13 protein-coding genes are annotated in these 15,481 nt (G+C 66.9%); all 13 read left to right on the plus strand.

Annotated elements, in window-relative coordinates; genetic code table 11:
• Positions 1 to 37 precede the first annotated feature (37 nt).
• The 13 genes from DIE21_RS17935 to DIE21_RS17995 all read left to right on the plus strand — a co-directional run bounded on the left by DIE21_RS17935 (position 38) and on the right by DIE21_RS17995 (position 15,458).
• Positions 38 to 1,072: a Tim44 domain-containing protein gene (locus DIE21_RS17935; RefSeq protein WP_124498965.1), complete on the plus strand. Its 1,035-nt coding sequence runs from the start codon at positions 38 to 40 to the stop codon at positions 1,070 to 1,072.
• Between the two features lie 163 nt (positions 1,073 to 1,235).
• The gene (locus tag DIE21_RS17940) at positions 1,236 to 1,862 is read left to right on the plus strand and encodes an SCP2 domain-containing protein (protein WP_124498966.1); all 627 of its coding nucleotides are present in this window, start codon (positions 1,236 to 1,238) and stop codon (positions 1,860 to 1,862) included.
• Between the two features lie 12 nt (positions 1,863 to 1,874).
• Positions 1,875 to 3,452, plus strand: a complete 1,578-nt coding sequence (gene ubiB, locus DIE21_RS17945; protein ID WP_124498967.1) for a ubiquinone biosynthesis regulatory protein kinase UbiB — start codon at positions 1,875 to 1,877, stop codon at positions 3,450 to 3,452.
• 17 nt (positions 3,453 to 3,469) lie between these two features.
• On the plus strand, positions 3,470 to 4,096 hold the full coding sequence (locus tag DIE21_RS17950; protein ID WP_124498968.1) for an SAM-dependent methyltransferase: 627 nt from the start codon (positions 3,470 to 3,472) through the stop codon (positions 4,094 to 4,096).
• Between the two features lie 96 nt (positions 4,097 to 4,192).
• On the plus strand, positions 4,193 to 4,531 hold the full coding sequence (locus DIE21_RS17955) for an FmdB family zinc ribbon protein (RefSeq protein WP_124498969.1): 339 nt from the start codon (positions 4,193 to 4,195) through the stop codon (positions 4,529 to 4,531).
• A 61-nt stretch (positions 4,532 to 4,592) separates the two neighbouring features.
• Positions 4,593 to 5,243, plus strand: a complete 651-nt coding sequence (locus DIE21_RS17960; RefSeq protein ID WP_027785397.1) for a DUF502 domain-containing protein — start codon at positions 4,593 to 4,595, stop codon at positions 5,241 to 5,243.
• A gap of 67 nt (positions 5,244 to 5,310) precedes the next feature.
• Positions 5,311 to 7,113: an aspartate--tRNA ligase gene (aspS, locus tag DIE21_RS17965; protein WP_006477843.1), complete on the plus strand. Its 1,803-nt coding sequence runs from the start codon at positions 5,311 to 5,313 to the stop codon at positions 7,111 to 7,113.
• Between the two features lie 158 nt (positions 7,114 to 7,271).
• Positions 7,272 to 7,766: a dihydroneopterin triphosphate diphosphatase gene (gene nudB, locus DIE21_RS17970; RefSeq protein ID WP_124498970.1), complete on the plus strand. Its 495-nt coding sequence runs from the start codon at positions 7,272 to 7,274 to the stop codon at positions 7,764 to 7,766.
• Positions 7,763 to 9,037 (plus strand): cardiolipin synthase ClsB, encoded by a 1,275-nt coding sequence (gene clsB / locus DIE21_RS17975; RefSeq protein WP_124498971.1) that lies wholly within the window; start codon positions 7,763 to 7,765, stop codon positions 9,035 to 9,037. The genes nudB and clsB overlap by 4 nt, the downstream gene beginning before the upstream one ends.
• Positions 9,038 to 9,236: 199 nt before the next feature.
• Positions 9,237 to 9,836, plus strand: a complete 600-nt coding sequence (locus DIE21_RS17980; RefSeq protein ID WP_006751498.1) for a TetR/AcrR family transcriptional regulator — start codon at positions 9,237 to 9,239, stop codon at positions 9,834 to 9,836.
• Between the two features lie 58 nt (positions 9,837 to 9,894).
• Entirely contained in the window at positions 9,895 to 11,682 is a 1,788-nt protein-coding gene (locus DIE21_RS17985) for an acyl-CoA dehydrogenase C-terminal domain-containing protein (protein ID WP_124498972.1), read from the plus strand.
• Between the two features lie 113 nt (positions 11,683 to 11,795).
• The gene (locus DIE21_RS17990; RefSeq protein WP_124498973.1) at positions 11,796 to 14,231 is read left to right on the plus strand and encodes a 3-hydroxyacyl-CoA dehydrogenase/enoyl-CoA hydratase family protein; all 2,436 of its coding nucleotides are present in this window, start codon (positions 11,796 to 11,798) and stop codon (positions 14,229 to 14,231) included.
• 27 nt (positions 14,232 to 14,258) lie between these two features.
• On the plus strand, positions 14,259 to 15,458 hold the full coding sequence (locus tag DIE21_RS17995) for an acetyl-CoA C-acyltransferase (protein WP_124498974.1): 1,200 nt from the start codon (positions 14,259 to 14,261) through the stop codon (positions 15,456 to 15,458).
• The last annotated feature ends 23 nt before the right edge of the window (positions 15,459 to 15,481 follow it).

Here is a 15,481-nt window from a genome sequence, read left to right on the forward strand (position 1 = left end):
CTCTTCCCATACATTTGTCTTACATCCGGAGAAACTGATGTTTGAATCGCGTTCGTTGTTCAACCGTAGCAAGCCGTCGAAGCCGTGGGCTCGACGGGTCGGCACGCTGCTGATGGTCGGCCTGCTCACGGCCGGCACGTTCGCATCGCTCGACGCCGAGGCCAAGCGCATGGGCGGCGGCCGCAGCATCGGCCGCCAGAGTTCCACCGTCACGCAGCGCCAGGCCACGCCGCCCGCGCAGCAGCCGATGCAGCAGGCTGCGCCGGCGCAGGCGCAGCGCACGAATCCGGCCGCGCCGGCACCCGCCGCGCAGCCCAACCGCTCGCGCTGGCTCGGGCCGATCGCCGGTCTCGCGGCCGGCCTCGGCATCGCGGCGCTGCTGTCGCACTTCGGCCTGGGCGGCGCGTTCGCGAGCATGATGGCGAACGTCATCGTGATCGCACTGCTCGCGATGGTCGGCATCTGGCTCATCCGCAAGTTCATGAACCGTCGCCGTTCGCAGGAGCCGGCGTACTCGGCCGGCGGCTCGGCATCGTCGTCGGGCAGCTACTCGCAAAGCCCGTCGTTCCAGCAGGGCAGCACCGGCAGCAACCATGCGGGCAGCGGCAGCAGCTATGCGAACGAAGCGCAGGGCGTGTTCGGCGGCGGCACACCGGCCGCCGGCGCGGCGGGCGCGATGGCGGCCGCACCGCTGCAGGTGCCGGCCGGCTTCGACACCGAAGCGTTCCTGCGCAGCTCGAAGGTCTACTTCGTGCGCCTGCAGGCGGCATGGGATCAGGGCAACCTGGCCGACATCCGCGAGTTCACGACGCCGGAAATGTTCGCCGAGATCAAGATCGATCTCGACTCGCGCGGCAACGAGGTGAACCAGACCGATGTCGTTCAGCTCGACGCGGAACTGGTCGCGATCGAGGATCGCGGCATCGAGCAGTCGGCGAGCGTGCGCTTCCACGGGCTGATCCGCGAGTCGGCGAGTGCGTCGGCGGCGCCGTTCGACGAGGTGTGGAACCTGTCGAAGTCGGGCAGCCAGGGCTGGCTGCTCGCGGGTATCCAGCAGCTCAACACGCACTGAGCGTGACCGGCGGCCGGCTTGCCGGCTGCCCGGGCGACGGCCGCCGCGGTGCGACCGCTTGCCGCCCGGGTGTGCGGTTGGCCGCAGTCTGCCGACGATCCGACGTTACAATAGAAACCCGCGCAGGCGCCCGGCCTGCGCGGGTTTTTTCTTTCCCAGCCCGATGACCTTTGCCGCCAAGCCTTTTGCTGCTGCTGTCAATCACCTGCTCGCGCGCGAATCGTGGGCGCGCGACCGCCTGATCCCCTATGCGGGCAAGACCGCCCGGCTCGACGTGCCGCCCGTCACGCTCACGCTGCTCGTGCAGCCCGACGGCTATCTGTGCGCGGTGGAAGCGCACGATGCGCAACACGTCGACGTGTCGATCGCGCTCGCGGGCGATACGGTCGCCGCATTCCTGCAGGGCGGCCAGGCGGCCGTGATGAAGCACGTGAAGATCGAGGGCGACGCGGAGTTCGCGACGCAGATCGCGAAGCTGGCCGAGCACCTGCGCTGGGAACCTGAGGAAGATCTCGCGAAGCTGGTCGGCGACGCGGCGGCGCACCGGATCGCGACGGTCGTGCGCGACGCCGGCGCGCGCGCGCGCCGCACCGGCCGCAACGTGCTCGATTCCGTCGCCGAGTACTGGCTCGACGAGAACCCGCAAGTCGTCCGGCGCACGGTGCTCGGCGGCTTCGACGCCGAACTGGCGCGTGCGCGCGATGCGCTCGCGCGGGTCGAGAAACGGGTCGAGCGACTCGAACAAAAAATCGGCGCGCGCACGGGCTCCGGCCCGCGCGGCGCGCACTGAGGGCCGCAGGGCATGCGCATTTTCCGTTTCATCAAGATTGTCTACACCGTCATCCGCTTTGGCCTCGACGAAGTGATGCTGTCCCGGATCGACGACCGGCGCGTGAAGCTGCTGCTGCGGATCACGACGATCGGCCGCCGCTATTCCGATCCGCCCGCCGTGCGGCTGCGTCACGCGCTCGAAAGCCTCGGCCCGATCTTCGTGAAGTTCGGCCAGGTGCTGTCGACGCGCCGCGACCTGCTGACGGTCGATTTCGCGAACGAACTCGCGAAGCTGCAGGACCAGGTGCCGCCGTTCGATCCGGCGGTCGCGATCGCGATCATCGAGAAGTCGCTCGGTGCGCCGGTCGACGAGCTGTTCGACGAATTCGAGCGCGAGCCCGTCGCGAGCGCGTCGATCGCGCAGGTGCATTTCGCGAAACTCAAGCAGGGCGCGCATGCGGGCAAGGCGGTCGCCGTCAAGGTGCTGCGCCCGAACATGCTGTCCGTGATCGACTCCGACCTCGCGCTGATGCGCGACATCGCGATCTGGACCGAGCGCATGTGGGCCGACGGCCGGCGCCTGAAGCCGCGCGAAGTCGTCGCCGAATTCGACAAGTACCTGCACGACGAGCTCGACCTGATGCGCGAGGCCGCGAACGGCAGCCAGCTGCGCCGCAACTTCGCGGGCCTCGACCTGCTGCTCGTGCCCGAGATGTTCTGGGATTTCTCGACCTCGCAGGTGCTCGTGATGGAGCGCATGACCGGCGTGCCGATCAGCCAGGTCGAGACGCTGCGTACCGCGGGCGTCGACATCAAGAAGCTCGCGCGCGAAGGTGTCGAGATCTTCTTCACGCAGGTGTTCCGCGACGGGTTCTTCCATGCGGACATGCACCCGGGCAACATCCAGGTGAGTCTCGATCCGAAGACCTTCGGCCGCTATGTCGCGCTTGATTTCGGGATCGTCGGCGCGTTGTCGGATTTCGACAAGAACTACCTCGCGCAAAACTTCCTCGCGTTCTTCAAGCGCGATTACCACCGCGTTGCGACGCTGCACCTCGAATCGGGCTGGGTGCCGCCCGAGACGCGCGTCGAGGAACTCGAAAGCGCGATCCGCGCGGTGTGCGAGCCGTATTTCGACCGCGCGCTGAAGGACATCTCGCTCGGCCAGGTGCTGATGCGCCTGTTCTCGACGTCACGCCGCTTCAACGTCGAGATCCAGCCGCAGCTCGTGCTGCTGCAGAAGACGATGCTGAACGTCGAGGGGCTCGGCCGCTCGCTCGACCCCGAGCTCGACCTGTGGAAGACCGCGAAGCCGTATCTCGAGCGCTGGATGACCGAGCAGATCGGCCTGCGCGGCTGGTACGAGCGCTTCAAGGTCGAGGCGCCGCAGTGGAGCAAGACGCTGCCGCAACTGCCGCGCCTGATCCATCACGCGATGGCGGCACGCCACGATGCGCCGCGTGCGGCAAGCGAGGAACTGATGCGCCAGATCCTCGTCGAGCAGAAACGTACCAACCGGTTGCTGCAGGCATTGCTGATCTTCGGTCTTGCCGTCGGCGTCGGGGCGCTCGTCGCGCGCGTGCTGCTCGCGCTCGCGTACGGCGCATGACCGACAGGAGCCGTGCGATGTCCGAACGGAAGCAACCGTCCGCGCCGGGCCCCGCCGAGTTCGCGACGCGCGACCCCGGCAACGCATCGTTCTGGGACGAGCGGTTCGCGCGCGGCGTGACGCCCTGGGAATTCGGCGGCGTGCCGGACGGGTTTCGCGCGTTTGCGCAGCGGCGCGCGCCGTGCGCGGTGCTGATTCCCGGCTGCGGCAGTGCGCAGGAGGCCGGCTGGCTCGCGCAGGCCGGCTGGCCGGTGCGCGCGATCGATTTCGCCGCGCAGGCGGTGGCGGCCGCGAAGGCGCAGCTCGGCGCGCATGCGGACGTCGTCGAGCAGGCCGATTTCTTCGCGTACCGGCCGCCGTTCGACGTGCAGTGGGTGTACGAGCGCGCGTTCCTGTGCGCGCTGCCGCCGAGCCTGCGCGCCGGCTATGCGGCGCGGATGGCCGAACTGCTGCCCGCGGGCGCGCTGCTGGCCGGCTATTTCTTCGTGACGGCGAAACCGAAGGGGCCGCCGTTCGGGATCGAGCGTGCCGAACTCGACGCGCTGCTTTCGCCGCACTTCGAGCTGATCGAGGATTTGCCGGTGACCGATTCGCTGCCCGTGTTCGAAGGGCACGAGCGCTGGCTCACGTGGCGCCGCCGCTGAAGTCCGGGCGTCGCGGCCGTTGCCGGAGCGCGCCGGGGTTTCGGCTATAATTCAAGGTTTTGCAAGCCGTTTCCAGTTTCTGCGGGAAAAAATATCATGCCGATCTACGCCTATCGATGCGAAGCGTGTGGTTTCGCGAAGGACGTGCTCCAGAAGATGAGCGACGCGCCGCTGTCACAGTGTCCGGAATGCGGGAAGGATGCGTTTCGCAAGCAGGTCACTGCCGCGGGCTTCCAGCTGAAGGGATCGGGTTGGTATGTCACCGATTTCCGCGGCGGCTCGGGCGGCACCAGCGCACCGGCGGCGGCGTCGGGCGACGCGGCGCCGGCAGCGGCTGCGCAAGCAGCGCCCGCAGCGGCCGCGGCGGGCAGTTCCGAAAGCACGACGACGAGCGCCGCGCCGGCCCCGGCTGCGGCGCCCGCCGCCGGCAGTTGACAGTCGCGGCCCGGCCGGGCCGCGTCCACACCGCGCTTCCGGCGCGGTTCATTGACGGCAGATGATGAAAAAGACGACCCTGAAAACGGTGTTCCTGACCGGCCTGCTGGTTCTCGTCCCGCTCGCGATCACGCTGTGGGTGCTCGGCCTCATCATCGGCACGATGGACCAGACGCTGCTGCTGCTGCCCGAATCGTGGCAGCCGGAGCGGATGCTCGGCTTCCACCTGCCGGGGATCGGCGCGGTGCTGACGCTCGCGTTCATCTTCGTCGTCGGGCTGGCCACGCAGAACTTCATCGGCCAGAAGCTCGTCACGTGGTGGAACGCGGTCGTGCGTCACATCCCGGTCGTCGGGCCGATCTACACGAGCGTCAAGCAGGTGTCGGACACGCTGCTGTCGAGCAGCGGCAACGCGTTCCGCAAGGCGCTGCTGATCGAATACCCGCGCCGCGGCTCGTATACGATCGCGTTTCTGACCGGCGCGCCCGGCGGCGACGTGGTCAACCATCTGACGGAAGAGTACGTGAGCGTGTACGTGCCCACGACGCCGAACCCGACGTCGGGCTTCTTCCTGATGCTGCCGAAGAGCGAAGTCATCGAACTCGACATGTCGGTCGATGCCGCGCTCAAGTACATCGTCTCGATGGGCGTCGTGGCGCCTTCGGCGCCGGCCCCGGCGCCCGCCCGCCGTCCCGTCGAGCCGCCGCTGTAAGTAAAGAATCATCGCCCGGGCCGCGCGTTGCGGCACCCGTTGATCAAACCGAACGAAAGCAAACATCATGTCGATGCGTACTGAATACTGCGGTCTCGTGACCGAACACCTGCTGGGCCAAACCGTGTCGCTGTGCGGCTGGGTGCAGCGCCGCCGCGATCACGGCGGTGTGATCTTCATCGACCTGCGCGATCGTGAAGGCCTCGTGCAGGTGGTGTGCGACCCGGATCGCGCGGAAATGTTCGCGACCGCCGAAGGCGTGCGCAACGAGTTCTGCGTGCAGATCAAGGGTCTCGTGCGCAACCGTCCGGAAGGCACGGTCAACGCCGGCCTGAAGAGCGGCAAGATCGAAGTGCTGTGCCACGAGCTGAACGTGCTGAACGCGTCGGTGACGCCGCCGTTCCAGCTCGACGACGACAACCTGTCGGAAACGACGCGCCTCACGCACCGCGTGCTCGACCTGCGCCGCCCGCAGATGCAGCACAACCTGCGCCTGCGCTATCGCGTCGCGATCGAAGCGCGCAAGTACCTCGACGAGCAGGGCTTCATCGACATCGAAACGCCGATGCTGACGAAGAGCACGCCGGAAGGCGCACGCGACTACCTCGTGCCGTCGCGCGTGAACGCGGGCCAGTTCTTCGCGCTGCCGCAGTCGCCGCAGCTGTTCAAGCAGCTGCTGATGGTCGCGAACTTCGACCGTTACTACCAGATCACCAAGTGCTTCCGCGACGAGGACCTCCGTGCCGACCGTCAGCCGGAATTCACGCAGATCGACTGCGAGACGTCGTTCCTCGGCGAGCAGGAAATCCGCGATCTGTTCGAAGACATGATCCGTCACATCTTCAAGACGACGATCGACGTCGAACTCGACGCGAAATTCCCGGTGATGCCGTACTCGGAAGCGATGGCGCGTTTCGGTTCGGACAAGCCGGACCTGCGCGTGCAGCTCGAATTCACCGAGCTGACCGACGCGATGAAGGACGTCGACTTCAAGGTGTTCAGCACGCCGGCCAACGCGAAGGACGGCCGTGTCGCGGCGCTGCGCGTGCCGAAGGGCGGCGAGCTGTCGCGCGGCGACATCGACGGCTACACGGAATTCGTGCGCATCTACGGCGCGAAGGGCCTCGCGTGGATCAAGGTCAACGAGAAGGCGAAGGGCCGCGACGGCCTGCAGAGCCCGATCGTCAAGAACCTGCACGACGCGTCGATCGCGGCGATCCTCGAGCGCACCGGCGCCGAAGACGGCGACATCATCTTCTTCGCGGCCGACCGCGCGAAGGTCGTCAACGACAGCCTCGGCGCGCTGCGCCTGAAGATCGGCCATTCGGAATTCGGCAAGGCGAACGGCCTCGTCCAGGCCGGCTGGAAGCCGCTGTGGGTCGTCGACTTCCCGATGTTCGAATACGACGACGAGGACGCGCGCTACGTCGCGGCACACCACCCGTTCACGAGCCCGAAGGACGAGCACCTCGAATACCTCGAGACCGATCCGGGCCGCTGCCTCGCGAAGGCATACGACATGGTGCTGAACGGCTGGGAAATCGGCGGCGGCTCGGTGCGTATCCACCGCGAGGAAGTGCAGAGCAAGGTGTTCCGCGCGCTGAAGATCGGCGCGGAAGAAGCGCAGCTGAAGTTCGGCTTCCTGCTGGACGCGCTGCAGTACGGCGCGCCGCCGCACGGCGGTATCGCATTCGGTCTCGACCGCATCGTCACGATGATGGCCGGTGCCGATTCGATCCGCGACGTGATCGCGTTCCCGAAGACGCAGCGTGCGCAGGATCTGCTCACGCAGGCGCCGAGCCCGGTCGACGAGCGTCAGCTGCGCGAACTGCACATCCGTCTGCGCCAGCCGGAACAGCCGAAGGCGTAACGTGCTTCCCGGAGGTCGTGTGTGCGGCGACGCCCACACGACGCTCGATGAAAAAGGCGCAGCGATGCGCCTTTTTCGTTTTTTGCGGTACAGTCGCAGCACTTGCCGCACGTTCGGGCACAGGGCCGGCGCACGGCCCTGTGCCGCATGAAACCAAGATGACGAAGCCGCCGAAAATTCCCGAATCCGTTCTCGTCGTGATCTACACGCCGGAACTTGACGTGCTGGTGATCAAGCGGGCCGACCAGCCCGATTTCTGGCAGTCGGTGACCGGATCGAAGGACGCGCTCGACGAGCCGCTCGCGCTCACGGCCGCACGTGAGGTGGTCGAGGAAACCGGCATCGCGGTCGGGTCGCACGACGTGCCGGCCACCGCGCTGATCGACTGGCACCACCGGATCGAATACACGATCTATCCGCAATACCTGCATCGCTATGCGCCGGGCGTCACGCGCAACGTCGAGCACTGGTTCGGCCTGTGCGTGCCGCGCCGCGTCGACGTGACGTTGTCGCCGCGCGAGCATGTCGACCATGCGTGGCTGCCGTTCCGCGAAGCGGCCGCGCGCTGCTTCTCGCCGTCGAACGCCGAGGCGATCCTGCAACTGCCCGTGCGCGTGTCGCTCGCGCGGGCGCCGAACGGCGCGTCCGCATGAATGCGGAAACCCGCAAGCGCTTCGCGCAATTGCGGCAGATGTTCCTGCAGGAGCGCGGCTCCGCGTCGCGGCTCGCGTTCACGGCCGGCAACACGGTGCGGCTGTGCGAGACCGGCAACGAATTCTTCCACGCGCTGATCGAACGGATCGATGCGGCGCGCGAGCAGGTGATGCTCGAAACCTACATCTTCTGCGACGACGCGGCCGGCCGGCCGGTGTCGGATGCGTTGATCCGCGCGGCGCGGCGCGGCGTGCGCGTGCGCGTGATCACCGACGGCGTCGGCACCGCGCGCCTGCCGCTGTTCGACACGTGGGCCGAGGCCGGCGTCGAGCACTGCATCTACAACCGCTATCTGTTTGGCCGCTTCGGCTTCTCGCGCACCCACCGCAAGCTCGCGGTGATCGATCATGCGGTCGCATTCTGCGGCGGCATCAACATCGTCGACGACTACACGCAAGGCACCGCGACGCTGCCGTTTCCGCGCTGGGATTTCGCGGTCGAGATGGCCGGGCCGGCGGTGTCGGACGTGCGCGCCGCGTTCGAGCTGCAGTGGCACCGGATCCAGTTCGGCCACAAGCCGTACGCGCAGTACGCGGCCGGGCTGCACGGCGGCGAAGCGTTCCCCGACATGTTCCGGCGCTGGATACGCAGCCACCGGTGGATCAAGGCCGGTGCGCTGCGGGTCGTCACCGAGCCGAGCGTCGCGTTCGTCGCGCGCGACAACGTCGTGAACCGCCGCGCGATCGAGAAGGCGTATCTCGCCGCGATCGGCCAGGCACGCCAGCGGATCCTGCTCGCGAACCCGTACTTCATGCCCGGCCGCAAGCTGCGCCGCGCGCTGACGGGCGCGGCACGCCGCGGCGTCGACGTGCGGATCCTGATCGGCCGCAAGGAGTTCGCGGCGCTCGATACCGCCGTGCCGTTCCTGTATCACGCGCTGCTGCGCGCGGGCGTGCGCGTGGCGGAATACGACAAGACGATGCTGCACGGCAAGGTCGCGGTGATCGACGACAACTGGGCGACGGTCGGTTCGTCGAACCTGGACGCGCTGAGCCTGATGCTGAACAATGAGGCCAATGTCGTGCTGGTGCGTTACGACGCGATCACCAACCAACTGCGCGACGCGATCGCGGCCGCCTTCTCCGAAGGCCGCGAAATCGACGCCGCCCGGTATGCCGCCCGGCCGCGCATCGAGCGTATGCTGAACTGGCTCGCGTACAACACGTACCGCCTCGTGATGAAGGCGCTGACGGTCGGCGGTTACGACTGACACGGACTCAGCATCCGCTTCAAAAATCTGTCCGCACGTTCGTGCGGGAAAGCCGCTCCGGTCCCGCCGGAATCGCGCAAAATAGCGGCTCGGTTAGACACCGGTTTCTAATAATTTCCTTGTTTCGCGAGCGGCCGCACTCAATAATAGTACGGCCGTTCGATTTTATTCGAACCCCCGAACGGTGACAGAAATAGCTATGCGAAAAGGCGAACAGACGCGTGCCGCGATACTCGAAGCTGCTTTGGACCTCGCCAGCCGTGACGGGCTGGAGGGGCTGACGATCGGCCTCCTGGCCGAGCGCATGCAGATGAGCAAGAGCGGTGTGTTCGCGCACTTCGGATCGCGCGAGGACCTGCAGGTCGAGGTCGTCCGCGAGTATCACCATCGTTTCGAAAACGAGGTGTTCTTTCCGAGCCTGCGCGAGCCGCGAGGCTTGCCGCGCCTTCGGGCGATGCTGGCCCGCTGGACGGAGAAGCGCATCCAGGAGGTGACGACCGGATGCATCTACATCAGCGGTGCCGTCGAGTACGACGACCGGCCCGACAGCCCCGTGCGCGAGCAGCTGATCGCGAGCGTGACGGCCTGGCGTGCCGCGATGCTGCGTGCCATTTCGCAGGCGAAGGAAGAAGGCCATCTGCGTGCGGATACCGATCCGGACCTGATGCTCTTCGAGTTGTACAGCTTCACGCTCGGCCTGCATCACGACGCCCGCTTCCTGCATTCGCCGGATGCCGTGCGCCTCACGTGGGCCGCGCTGGAAAAGACGATCGTTTCGTATCAGAGCGAGAGCCGTTAGCGGCGCGGGAACCGCCCGCCAGGAGCTCGAGCCGTTTTGCCCACCTTTGGAGAGAGTCATGGGACAGTACGCCGCGCCGCTGCGCGACATGCAATTCGTGTTGCACGAGCTTCTGAACGTCGAAGCCGAAGTCAAGCAAATGCCCAAGCATGCGGACCTCGACGCCGACACGATCAACCAGGTCCTCGAGGAAGCGGGCAAGTTCTGCTCCGAGGTACTGTTCCCGCTGAACCAGGTCGGCGACCGCGAAGGCTGCACGTATGAAGGCGACGGCGTCGTGAAGACCCCGACCGGCTTCAAGGAAGCGTATCGGCAGTACGTCGAGGCCGGCTGGCCGGCGCTCGGCTGCGATCCGGACTACGGCGGCCAGGGCCTGCCCGCGTTCGTGAACAACGCGCTCTACGAAATGCTGAACTCGGCGAACCAGGCATGGACGATGTATCCGGGCCTGTCGCACGGCGCCTACGAATGCCTGCATGCGCACGGCGCGCCGGAACTGCAGCAGCAATATCTGCCGAAGCTCGTGTCGGGCGAATGGACGGGCACGATGTGCCTGACCGAGCCGCACTGCGGCACCGACCTCGGCATCCTGCGCACCAAGGCCGAACCGAACGGCGACGGCTCGTACTCGATCAGCGGCACGAAGATCTTCATCTCGAGCGGCGAGCACGACATGTCGAAGAACATCGTCCACCTCGTGCTCGCGCGCCTGCCGGACGCGCCGCAAGGCACGAAGGGGATCTCGCTGTTCATCGTGCCGAAGTTCATTCCGGACGCCGCGGGCGAGCCGGGCGAGCGCAACGGCATCAAGTGCGGCTCGATCGAGCACAAGATGGGCATCCACGGCAACTCGACGTGCGTGATGAACCTCGACAACGCGAAGGGCTGGATGGTCGGCGAGCCGAACAAGGGCTTGAACGCGATGTTCGTGATGATGAACGCCGCGCGCCTGGGCGTCGGCATGCAGGGCCTGGGCCTGACGGAAGTCGCGTACCAGAACTCGCTGACGTACGCGAAGGAGCGCCTGCAGATGCGCTCGCTGACGGGCCCGAAGGCACCGGACAAGCCGGCCGACCCGATCATCGTGCACCCGGACGTGCGCCGCATGCTGCTCACGCAGAAGGCCTACGCGGAAGGCGCGCGCGCCTTCACGTACTGGTCCGCGCTGCAGATCGACAAGGAACTGTCGCATGCTGACGAAGCGGTGCGCAAGGAAGCGGCCGACCTCGTCGCGCTGCTCACGCCGATCATCAAGGCGTTCCTGACCGACAACGCGTTCGAGTCGACCAACCACGCGATGCAGATCTACGGCGGCCACGGCTTCATCTCCGAGTGGGGCATGGAGCAGTACGTGCGCGACGCGCGGATCAACATGATCTACGAAGGCACGAACTCGATCCAGTCGCTCGACCTGCTGGGCCGCAAGGTGCTCGGCGACATGGGCGCGAAGCTGAAGAAGTTCGGCAAGCTCGTCACCGAATTCGCGGAAACCGAAGGCGTGAAGCCGGAGATGGCCGAGTTCATCGACCCGCTCGCCGACATTGGCGACAAGGTGCAGAAGCTGACGATGGAAATCGGCATGAAGGCGATGCAGAACCCGGACGAAGTCGGCGCCGCCGCCGTGCCGTACCTGCGCACCGTCGGCCACCTGGTGTTCTCGTACTTCTGGGCGCGCATGGCGCGTCTCGCGCTCGACAAGGAAGCGTCGGGCGATCCGTTCTACAAGTCGAAGCTCGCGACGGCCCGCTTCTACTTCGCGCGCCTCCTGCCCGAGACGGCGGCGACGATCCGCGCCGCGCGCGCCGGTTCGAAGACGATGATGGAAGTCGACGAATCGCTGTTCTGACGCGAGTCCGGGCGGTGCGCGCCGCGCGCCGCCCGAACGCAACGGTTCCTGGTACTCACTTCGCCGTGCAGCCCTCACAACCCGCGCTGCACGACACTATCCGGAGACATCCCGTGAGCAATTTCCTGATTCGCAAGGTCGCCGTGCTGGGCGCCGGCGTGATGGGCGCGCAGATCGCCGCGCATCTCGTCAACGCGCGCGTGCCGGTGCTGCTGTTCGACCTGCCGGCCAAGGAAGGCCCGAAAAACGCGATCGCGCTGAAGGCGATCGAGAACCTGAAGAAGCTGTCGCCCGCGCCGTTCGGCGTGAAGGACGACGCGAAATACCTCGAAGCCGCGAACTACGAGGACGACATCGCGAAGCTCGCCGAGTGCGACGTCGTGATCGAGGCGATCGCCGAGCGGATGGACTGGAAGCACGACCTGTACAAGAAGGTCGCGCCGCACATCGCACCGAATGCGATCTTCGCGACCAACACGTCTGGCCTGTCGATCACGACGCTGTCCGAAGGTTTCTCGGACGAGCTGAAGTCGCGCTTCTGCGGCGTGCACTTCTTCAACCCGCCGCGCTACATGCACCTCGTCGAACTGATCCCGACCGCGCACACGCGTGCCGAGATCCTCGACCAGCTCGAAACCTTCCTGACGAGCATCGTCGGCAAGGGCGTCGTGCGCGCGAAGGACACGCCGAACTTCATCGCGAACCGCGTCGGCATCTTCTCGATCCTCGCGGTGATCACCGAGGCCGCGAAGTTCGGCCTGCGCTTCGACGAAGTCGACGACCTGACGGGCAGCCGCCTCGGCCGCGCGAAGTCGGCGACCTTCCGCACCGCGGACGTGGTCGGCCTCGACACGATGGCGCACGTGATCAAGACGATGCAGGACAACCTCGCCGGCGATCCGTTCTTCCCGGTCTATGAGACGCCTGCCGTGCTCGCCGAACTGGTGAAGCAGGGCGCGCTCGGCCAGAAGACGGGCGCCGGGTTCTACAAGAAGGAAGGCAAGGCGATCAAGGTGCTCGACGCGAAGACGGGCACCTACGTGGATTCGGGCGCGAAGGCGGACGAAACCGTCGGCCGCATCCTGAAGCGCCCGCCGGCGGAACGCCTGAAGCTGCTGCGCGAGACGGACCATCCGCACGCGCAGTTCCTGTGGTCGATCTTCCGCGACGTGTTCCACTACATCGGCGTGCATCTCGAGTCGATCGCCGACAACGCGCGCGACGTCGACCTCGCGATCCGCTGGGGCTTCGGCTGGAACGAAGGCCCGTTCGAAGGCTGGCAGGCCGCCGGCTGGAAGCAGGTCGCCGAGTGGGTGCAGGAAGACATCGCGGCCGGCAAGGCGCTCGCGAACGTGCCGCTGCCGACGTGGGTGCTCGAAGGCCCGGTCGCCGAGAAGGGCGGCGTGCACACGGCCGAAGGCTCGTGGGCGCCGGCCTCGCAGCGCTTCGTGCCGCGTTCCGACCTCGCCGTCTACGGCAAGCAGGTGTTCCGCGCGCCGCTCATCGGCGAAGCCGGCACCGATCCGAAGACCTACGGCAAGACGCTGTTCGAAACCGACGCGGTGCGTGCCTGGGTCGACGATCGTGCCGGCGAAGACGACGTCGTGATCGTGTCGTTCAAGTCGAAGATGAACACGATCGGACCGAGCGTGATCGACGGGCTCGTGCAGGCGATCGAACTCGCGGAGAAGGATTACCAGGGCGTGGTGATCTGGCAGCCGACGTCGCTGAAGCTCGGCACGCCGGGCGGCCCGTTCTCGGCCGGCGCGAACCTCGAGGAGGCGATGCCCGCGTTCATGATGGGCGGCGCGAAAGGCATCGAGCCGTTCGTGAAGAAGTTCCAGGAAGGCATGCTGCGCGTGAAGTACGCGAACGTGCCGGTGGTGGCGGCCGTGTCGGGCATCGCGCTCGGCGGCGGGTGCGAGCTGTTGCTGCATAGCGCGAAGCGCGTCGTGCACGTCGAGAGCTACATCGGTCTCGTCGAAGTGGGCGTCGGCCTCGTGCCGGCGGGCGGCGGCCTGAAGGAAGCGGCGCTGCGCGCGGCGGATGCGGCAACGGCCGCGAACGCGACCACCGAGATCCTGAAGTTCGTCACGAAGTCGTTCGAGAACGCGGCAATGGCGAAGGTGTCGTCGTCGGCGCACGACGCGCGTGCGATGGGCTATCTGAAGCCGTCCGACACGATCATCTTCAACGTGTTCGAACTGCTCGACACCGCGAAGAAGGAAGCGCGGGCGCTGGCCGCCGTCGGCTACCGTGCGCCGCTGCGCGCGAAGGACGTGCCGGTGGCGGGCCGCTCGGCGATCGCGACGATCAAGGCATCGCTCGTCAACATGCGTGACGGCCGCTTCATCAGCGACCACGACTACCTGATCGCGAGCCGCATCGCCGAAGCCGTATGCGGCGGCGACGTCGAAGCCGGCAGCCTCGTCGACGAGCAGTGGCTGCTCGCGCTGGAGCGTCGCGCGTTCGTCGAGCTGCTCGGCACGCAGAAGACGCAGGAACGGATCATGGGCATGTTGCAGACCGGCAAGCCGGTGCGTAACTGAGCGAGCGGATAAGGCAAGGAGTCTCAAATGAGCAAACAACTGCAAGACGCATACATCGTCGCCGCCAGCCGCACCCCGATCGGCAAGGCCCCGCGCGGTGTCTTCAAGAACACGCGCCCCGACGAGCTGCTGGTCCACGCGATCAAGTCGGCGGTCGCGCAGGTGCCCGGCTTCGACACGAAGCTGATCGAGGACGCGATCATCGGCTGCGCGATTCCGGAAGCCGAGCAGGGCCTGAACGTCGCGCGCATGGGCGCGCTGCTCGCGGGCCTGCCGCAGACGGTCGGCGGCGTGACGGTCAACCGCTTCTGCGCGTCGGGCATCACGGCGCTGGCGATGGCGGCGGACCGCATCCGCGTCGGCGAATCGGACGCGCTGCTCGCGGGCGGCTGCGAATCGATGAGCATGGTGCCGATGATGGGCAACAAGCCGTCGATGTCGCCGCACATCTTCGATCGCAGCGAAGACTTCGGCATCGCGTACGGGATGGGCCTGACCGCCGAGCGCGTCGCCGAGCAGTGGAAGGTGAGCCGCGAGGACCAGGACGCGTTCTCGGTCGAATCGCACCGCAAGGCGCTCGCCGCGCAGCAGGCCGGCGAGTTCGGCGACGAAATCGCCGCGTACACGATCACCGAGCGTTTCCCGAACCTCGCGACCGGCGAAATCGACGTGAAGACGCGCGAGATCGCGCTCGACGAAGGTCCGCGCGCGGATACGTCGCTCGAAGGCCTCGCGAAGCTGCGCACGGTGTTCGCGAACAAGGGCTCGGTCACGGCCGGCAACAGCTCGCAGACGTCGGACGGCGCGGGCGCGCTGCTGGTCGTGTCGGAGAAGGTGCTCAAGGCATTCAACCTGACGCCGCTCGCGCGCTTCGTGAGCTTCGCGGTGCGCGGCGTGCCGCCGGAAATCATGGGCATCGGTCCGAAGGAAGCGATTCCGGCCGCGCTGAAGGCCGCGGGCCTGAAGCAGGACGATCTCGACTGGATCGAGCTGAACGAGGCATTCGCCGCGCAGTCGCTGGCGGTGATCCGCGATCTCGGCCTCGACCCGTCGAAGGTCAACCCGGTCGGCGGCGCGATCGCGCTCGGCCACCCGCTCGGCGCGACCGGCGCGATCCGCGCGGCGACCGTCGTGCACGGCCTGCGCCGCCGCAACCTGAAGTACGGGATGGTCACGATGTGCGTCGGCACCGGCATGGGTGCGGCGGGCATCATCGAACGCCTGTAAGCGGGTCGCGACGCAAAGCGACG

The organism is Burkholderia sp. Bp9140 (genome assembly GCF_003853425.1).
Classification (GTDB): domain Bacteria; phylum Pseudomonadota; class Gammaproteobacteria; order Burkholderiales; family Burkholderiaceae; genus Burkholderia.